This window comes from Streptomyces sp., assembly GCF_031178505.1.
Classification (GTDB): domain Bacteria; phylum Actinomycetota; class Actinomycetes; order Streptomycetales; family Streptomycetaceae; genus Streptomyces; species Streptomyces gulbargensis.
In genome coordinates this window covers 1-5,723 of the sequence record NZ_JAPSIW010000462.1, presented here as the reverse complement: position 1 = coordinate 5,723, position 5,723 = coordinate 1, and the positions used below count along the sequence as shown (strand labels likewise).

Annotated in this window: 6 protein-coding genes; 2 read left to right on the top strand and 4 right to left on the bottom strand. The window is 76.9% G+C overall.

What is annotated here, in order from left to right; translation table 11 throughout:
• Positions 1–467 (top strand): CAP domain-containing protein (locus tag RIF68_RS25230; RefSeq protein ID WP_309053594.1); only part of this gene is annotated, 467 nt, incomplete at its 5' end.
• A gap of 21 nt (positions 468–488) precedes the next feature.
• Here RIF68_RS25230 and RIF68_RS25225 read toward each other — a convergent pair.
• The 4 genes from RIF68_RS25225 to RIF68_RS25210 form a co-directional block, all read right to left on the bottom strand.
• Positions 489–1,418 carry a CAP domain-containing protein gene (locus tag RIF68_RS25225; RefSeq protein ID WP_309053593.1) on the bottom strand — a complete coding sequence of 310 codons (930 nt, stop codon included), beginning with the start codon at positions 1,416–1,418 and terminating at the stop codon, positions 489–491.
• 159 nt (positions 1,419–1,577) lie between these two features.
• A complete protein-coding gene (locus RIF68_RS25220; RefSeq protein WP_309053592.1) occupies positions 1,578–2,450 on the bottom strand; it encodes a universal stress protein in 873 nt (290 codons plus the stop codon).
• Between the two features lie 222 nt (positions 2,451–2,672).
• Positions 2,673–4,067 carry an acyl-CoA dehydrogenase family protein gene (locus RIF68_RS25215; RefSeq protein WP_309053591.1) on the bottom strand — a complete coding sequence of 465 codons (1,395 nt, stop codon included), beginning with the start codon at positions 4,065–4,067 and terminating at the stop codon, positions 2,673–2,675.
• Positions 4,068–4,216: 149 nt separating this feature from the next.
• Positions 4,217–4,672 (bottom strand): Rrf2 family transcriptional regulator, encoded by a 456-nt coding sequence (locus RIF68_RS25210; protein WP_309053590.1) that lies wholly within the window; start codon positions 4,670–4,672, stop codon positions 4,217–4,219.
• Between the two features lie 260 nt (positions 4,673–4,932).
• On the opposite strand from RIF68_RS25210, the gene RIF68_RS25205 reads away from it, so the two are divergent.
• On the top strand, positions 4,933–5,715 hold the full coding sequence (locus RIF68_RS25205) for a glutathione S-transferase C-terminal domain-containing protein (RefSeq protein ID WP_309053589.1): 783 nt from the start codon (positions 4,933–4,935) through the stop codon (positions 5,713–5,715).
• Positions 5,716–5,723 lie beyond the last annotated feature (8 nt).

The following is a 5,723-nucleotide window of genomic DNA, read 5'->3' as shown; positions in this document are numbered from 1 at the left end:
CCCCCGCCCCGGCCCCCACCACCAAGACACCGCCGCCGAGCGCGCGCCCGGCCCCGCGCCGGACGACGGCGGCACCCGCCCCCGCGCCCCCGGCCGGCGAGCGGGTGACCGCGCTCGTCAACCAGCTGCGGGCCGAGGGCGGTTGCGCCCCGCTGCGGACCGATCCGCGGCTCGTCCGCGCGGCCCGCGCCTACGCCCGCGACATGGCCGCGCGCGGCTACTACGGGCACAGCAGCCCGGAAGGCGCCTTCGCCGACAGCCGCATCACCGCGGAGGGCTACGCCTGGAGCGCCTGGGCCGAGAACCTGGCGCGCGGCACCGACGACCCCGCCGGCGTCGTGGAGGGCTGGACGGACGGGGCCGCGCACGAGGAGAACATGCTCGACTGCCGGTACCGGGACACGGGCGTGGCCTCCGCACCCGGCCCCGGCGGCACGATCTGGGTGCAGAAGCTCGCCGCCCCGTGAGCCACGGGGCGCCGCGGCCGGTCAGCGCCGGCTGCCGAAGTTCTGCACCCACCAGGGACCGTTGGAGGCGAGGGACACCCCCACCCCGATCTCGTCGAAGGAACAGTTGAGGATGTTCTCGCGGTGGCCGGGGCTCTCCATCCAGTCCTCCATCGCGCGGGCCGGTGTCTTCGGTCCCCGGTGTATGTTCTCCGCCCACGCCGACCAGGTGTACCCGGTGGCGCTGATCCGGTCGCCCGCGTCCCGGCCCTCGGGGGTGTCGTGGGCGTAGTAGTCGCGGGCGGCCATGTCGTCGGCGTGCCGCTGCGCGGCGAGCCGCAGGCGCTTCTCCGCGCGGAGCGGACCGCATCCGGCCTTCTGCCGTTCGGCGTTGACCAGCGCGATCACGTGCTGGGCGTACTGGGCCGCACCGCCCCCGGCCCGGTCGGCGGCGTCGGACCCGCCGGTCTCGACCTGCACTTCGGCCGGTCCGGTGGGGGAGGGGGGCGCGGCCGGCTCCGTCCGTGCGGGCGCGGGGGCGGCGGCCGTCGGGGTGCGCGGCACGGCGGCGGGGGAGGAGGTGGCGGGCGCGGCGGCCGGCGGGCGGGAGACCGCCGTCGAACGGGGCGCGGACGGGGACGCCGGCGCGGACACCGGGACCGACGGGGTGGCGGGGGCGGACGCGGGGACGACGGCCGCCGCCGTGGTGGCGTCCGAGGGCGGGGCCGGAGCGGCGAGCGGGGGCTGCGCCGGGTCGGCGGCAGGTGCCGGTGCCGCCACGTACACCGCCGTCGCCACGGTCAGCACGGCGGCCGCGGTGCCGGCCAGGGCGACGGCGGTGCGGCCCGCCGGCCGCCGGGACGCGCGCCGCCGGCCTCCACCACCCCTGCGGTGCCGGCCGCTCGCGGGGGCCGGCCCGCCCTCCTGGGTGTCGCGTGCTTCGGGGTGTCCGGGGTGTTCGTGGTACCGCATGGGAACTCCGCTCTCTTTCCGGGGTCGCCGGACGATCCGGCACTGGGGGAGAGCCACCGGGTCTGCGGCGACAACACTTTCCGTCCCCCCTCTTCCCGAGTCACCTCGTCGACCCGTGGGGTCGACCCGGTGGCGGGCCACGCCGCTCGCGGACCGCCCTCATTCCGGCGGGACGACCGCCACCGGGCACGGTGCGAGATGGAGCGCCGCGTGCGCCACCGAGCCGATGCGCGGCCCGACGGCCCCGCGCCGGGCCCGGCGCCCGACCACGAGGAGCTGTGCGGCGCCCGAGGAGGAGAGCAGCACCTGTCCGGCGCTGCCGAGTTCGACGTGCTCGGCCACCGGCACGTCGGGGAAGCGTTCGCGCCAGGGCGCGAGGGCGTCGCGCAGCGCCTTCTCCTCGTACGGGACGAGTCCGCCCGCCTCGTCGGCCAGTTGCATCGACGCCGGGCTGTACGCGAAGAGGGGCGGCAGGCTCCACGCCCGGACCGCCCGCAGCGGGGCGCCGCGCGCGGCCGCCGTCTCGAAGGCGAACCGCAGGACGGCCGCGCTGTCCTCGGGGCTGCCGAGCTGGCCCACCAGGACCTCCCCGGTGGGGGGTTCGGCCGGTTCGCCGTCACGGGACCGGACGGCCACCACCGGCCGGGCCGCTCCGGCGATGATCTGCTGCCCGGAGGAGCCGAGCAGGAACCCGGCCACCGCGCCGTGTCCGCGTGACCCGACCACCAGCATCTCGGCCCGCTCGCCGGTGCCGAGCAGCGCGGCGACCGGGGTGTCCCGCAGCAGCTCGGCGGTGAGCGACACCTCCGGGTACTGCCGTGCGAGCGCCGTCCGTGCCTCGCGCAGCACGTCCTCGGCCGCCCGCTCCTGCCCCTCCGGGTCCTGGACCAGGGGGAGATCGAGCGGTTCCCATCGCCACGCGTGCGCGAGCCGCAGCGGGAGCCCCCGGCGCAGAGCCTCGCGGGCGGCCCAGTCGGCCGCGGCGAGACTCTCGGGGGAGCCGTCGACTCCCGCGACGATCTCACGAGACATCGGACGTCCTCCTGAGCACGCTGCCGGACCCGCCCGGTGGTCGGGCCCTCCTTCCTCCAGCTTGGCCCTTTCGGCCGTACGGCGACAGGACGGCGGTCCCCGGCCCGAGGTCCGGCGGCGTCCCGGCCCTCCTTCCGAGGCCGCCGGAAACCCTTGCACGGCCGGGCTCCTGCCCGCCGCGCCGGCGGCCTCCCGGCGGCGCGGCGGCGCGTGGACGGCCGGTTAGGCCGGAAGGGTGAGGCGGGTGTCGGTGCCGTGCAGGTAGTGGTCGCCGATGTCACGGAGCCGGTGCGCCGTGCGCGTCCGTGCGGTCAGCGCCCGCGCGTTGCGCCAGAAGCGGTCGAAGCCGGGGGCACCGTCGTGGCCGGCGGGGCCGCCGGCGCCGTCGACCAGTTCGAGGACGCGGGTGGTGACGCGTACGGCGGCCCGGCCGGTCACCGTCTCGGCCGCCGCCACCAGGACGCCGATGGCGGACCGCTGCTCGGCCCCGAGGCCGCGCCCGGTGTGCAGCCCGTACGCGAGGGCGTCGTCCGCGCGTTCCACGACCGAGGCCGCGGCATGGGCCTCGATCGCCAACTCGCCGTAGGCGAGCGGCAGGTACGGGTCGTCCGTCGTCACCGTCCGTACGGCTCCGGCGAGGCGGGCGGCAGGGTCACCGGCGGGGGCGGCCCGGTGACCCGCCCGGCCCGCGCGGGTGACGTCCCGGGCCTCGGCCAGCGCCCCCTCGGTGATGCCGAGCCCGACGTGGACCAGGAGGAGCCGCAGGGCCAGGGGGGCGAGCGTGGTGAAGGGGGCGGAGGTGTCCTCGTCCTGGGGAAGGACCCCGAGGACATCGGCGGGGGCCACGGGTACGCGGTCGAAGGTGACGGTGCCCGCGCCGGCGAGCCGCTGCCCCACCCGGTCGGGGCCGCCGTCCGTGAACACGCCGGGACAGGCCGGGTCGACCAGGACGACCAGGGCGTCGCCGCTGCCGCCGGGGCGGGCGGCGAGGACGAGGCGGTCGGCCACCGTGACACCGGAGGCGAAGGCGCGCCGTCCGTCGAGGAGCCAGCCGTCGTCCGACGGGGTGAGCGTGAGACCGGGCCCGGATCCGGCTCCCGGAGGCGGGGGTTCGACGGCCCCGGCGAGCAGCCAGTGCTCCCGTGCGGCACGGGCGCCGAGGGAGGCCTCCGCCGTCCGTTTCCGCCGCGCGGGCGAACCGGTCCCCGGGTCCTGGCCGAAGAAGTGGCTCGCCCACGACAGGAGGTAGTGGTGGGCGAGGAGTTCGCCGACCGAGCTGTCGGCGGCGGAGATCTCGCGGATCACCGCGCAGGCGGCCCGCCAGTCGCTGCCCCGGCCGTCGTCCCCCGGAGGCGTGAGCAGCCCCGGAAGCCCCGCCTCCTGGAGCCGGGCGACCTCGTCGTACGGGGTCTGGCCCGCCCGGTCCCGGGCAGGGGCGTCCACGGCCAGGTCGTCGGCGAGTTCGCGGGTGACCCGGAACCAGATGCCGTCGCCCGTACCGCCGCCGGGGGACCACCCGTCCCCCGAGGGGGTGGCGGCGTCCGGCGGGGCCACCGTGGAGGCGGTGGAGGCGGCGCGTATCGCGGGTCTCGTGGTCGACTTCCTCTGCGTGCTCACGTCACCTCACATGATCCCTAGTATTCCCATTGGAATAGTGGGGATGGTGGCAGAGGGGGAGTCGCAGCCCCAAGGGGTGTCCATACTGCGGATAAGGGCATCCCGTCATGTGAGACGCCGTCAGCCTCCCGCCGTGCGGGCGGCGGTGGTCACGGGTTGGTCCAGGCCTCCGGGTCCCGGGTGAGCGCGGTGATCTCGGCGGGCAGTTCGGCCGCCGCCACTTCCGCGAGCGAGACGCCGAGCACCGCGCGCACGCTCGCGCGCAGGGCGATCCACAGGGGAAGGAGGGATTCGGCCGGGCCGGTGTAGGCGAGGTCCGGGGGGCGTTCCCCGCGCACGGAGACCAGGGGGCCGTCCACGCAGCGGATCACCTCCGCGACCGAGATGGCCTCGGCGGGCCGGGCCAGCCAGTATCCGCCGTTGCCGCCGCGCTGGCTCTGCACGAGGCCGCCCTTGCGCATGTCGCCCAGGATGCCCTCCAGGAACTTGTGCGAGATGCCCTGGCCCTCGGCGATGGCCTCGGCCTTCAGGGGGCCGGCGTCCCGGGCCGCCGCGAGCTGGAGGGCCGCACGGACCGCGTAATCGGCCCTGGCTGAAATGCGCATGCGCGCATTATTCCGCACCGGACCTTCCCGGACCCCGCCCGGCGCGGGCGACGCGAGCGGCCGGTCCGCGTGCGCCCCGCGCGCCCTTGACGACGCCGGGGCGCGGCCGGACACTCGGGACCACAACCCCACCGAACAAGTAGGAAAAGGTCGGCCGGTGGGCACCCGCCACCCCCGGCCCCGCCGTCACCACCTCCGACCGGCGAGCACGAGCGCCCCGAGAACCGAGCTCCGAGCACCGAGCACTCCGAGGGAGAAGCATGTCCGTCGTCCCGTCCTCGCTCCTGCCCGCCTCCACCGCGCCCCATTTCCGGGGGCGCATCGGCCGCGACATGCGCAGCGGCCACTACGCCGTCCCACGCCGCTACCGCCTCCACATCGCACCCTCCGGCCCCGGCTGTCTCGCCCTCGCCGTCACCCACGGCCTGCTCGCGCTCGACCGCACGGTGCCGCTGACCGTCCTGCCGCCGATCCCCGACACGCCCGACGGCGGGTACACCGTCCTCCGCCCGCTCTACGAGGCCAGCGCCCACCTGTACGGCGGACCGGCCGCCGCCCCCGTCCTCAGCGACCACTGGACCGGACGGATCGTCAGCACCCATGTCCCCGACATCCTCGGCGACCTGGCCCTCCGCTTCCGGGGCGACGGCCCCGACCTGCTGCCCGAGCGGCACCGGGACGAGATCGACGCGATCGCGGAACGGTGCGCGCGCGACATCGACCGGGCCGCCCGCCGGGCCGGTAGGGCGCGGACCGGACAGGGGGGCGCCGGGGACGACCCGCTCACCGTCCTCCTGGCGGCGCTCGCCTCCCTGGAAGACCGCCTCGCCGGCCGGCCGTACGTCCTCGGCGACCGGCCCACCCTCGCCGACGCGCACGTGTGGAGCACCCTGGTCCACCTCGACACCGTCCACCTCGGACGCCTCACCCCCGAAGGGCGGGCACGTGTGACCGCCCACCCCGCCCTGTGGGCCTACGCCCGCCGGCTCACCGCGGAACCCGCCTTCAGCCGGCACCTGAGCCGCACCCACGGATGGCGCTGAGGCCGGCC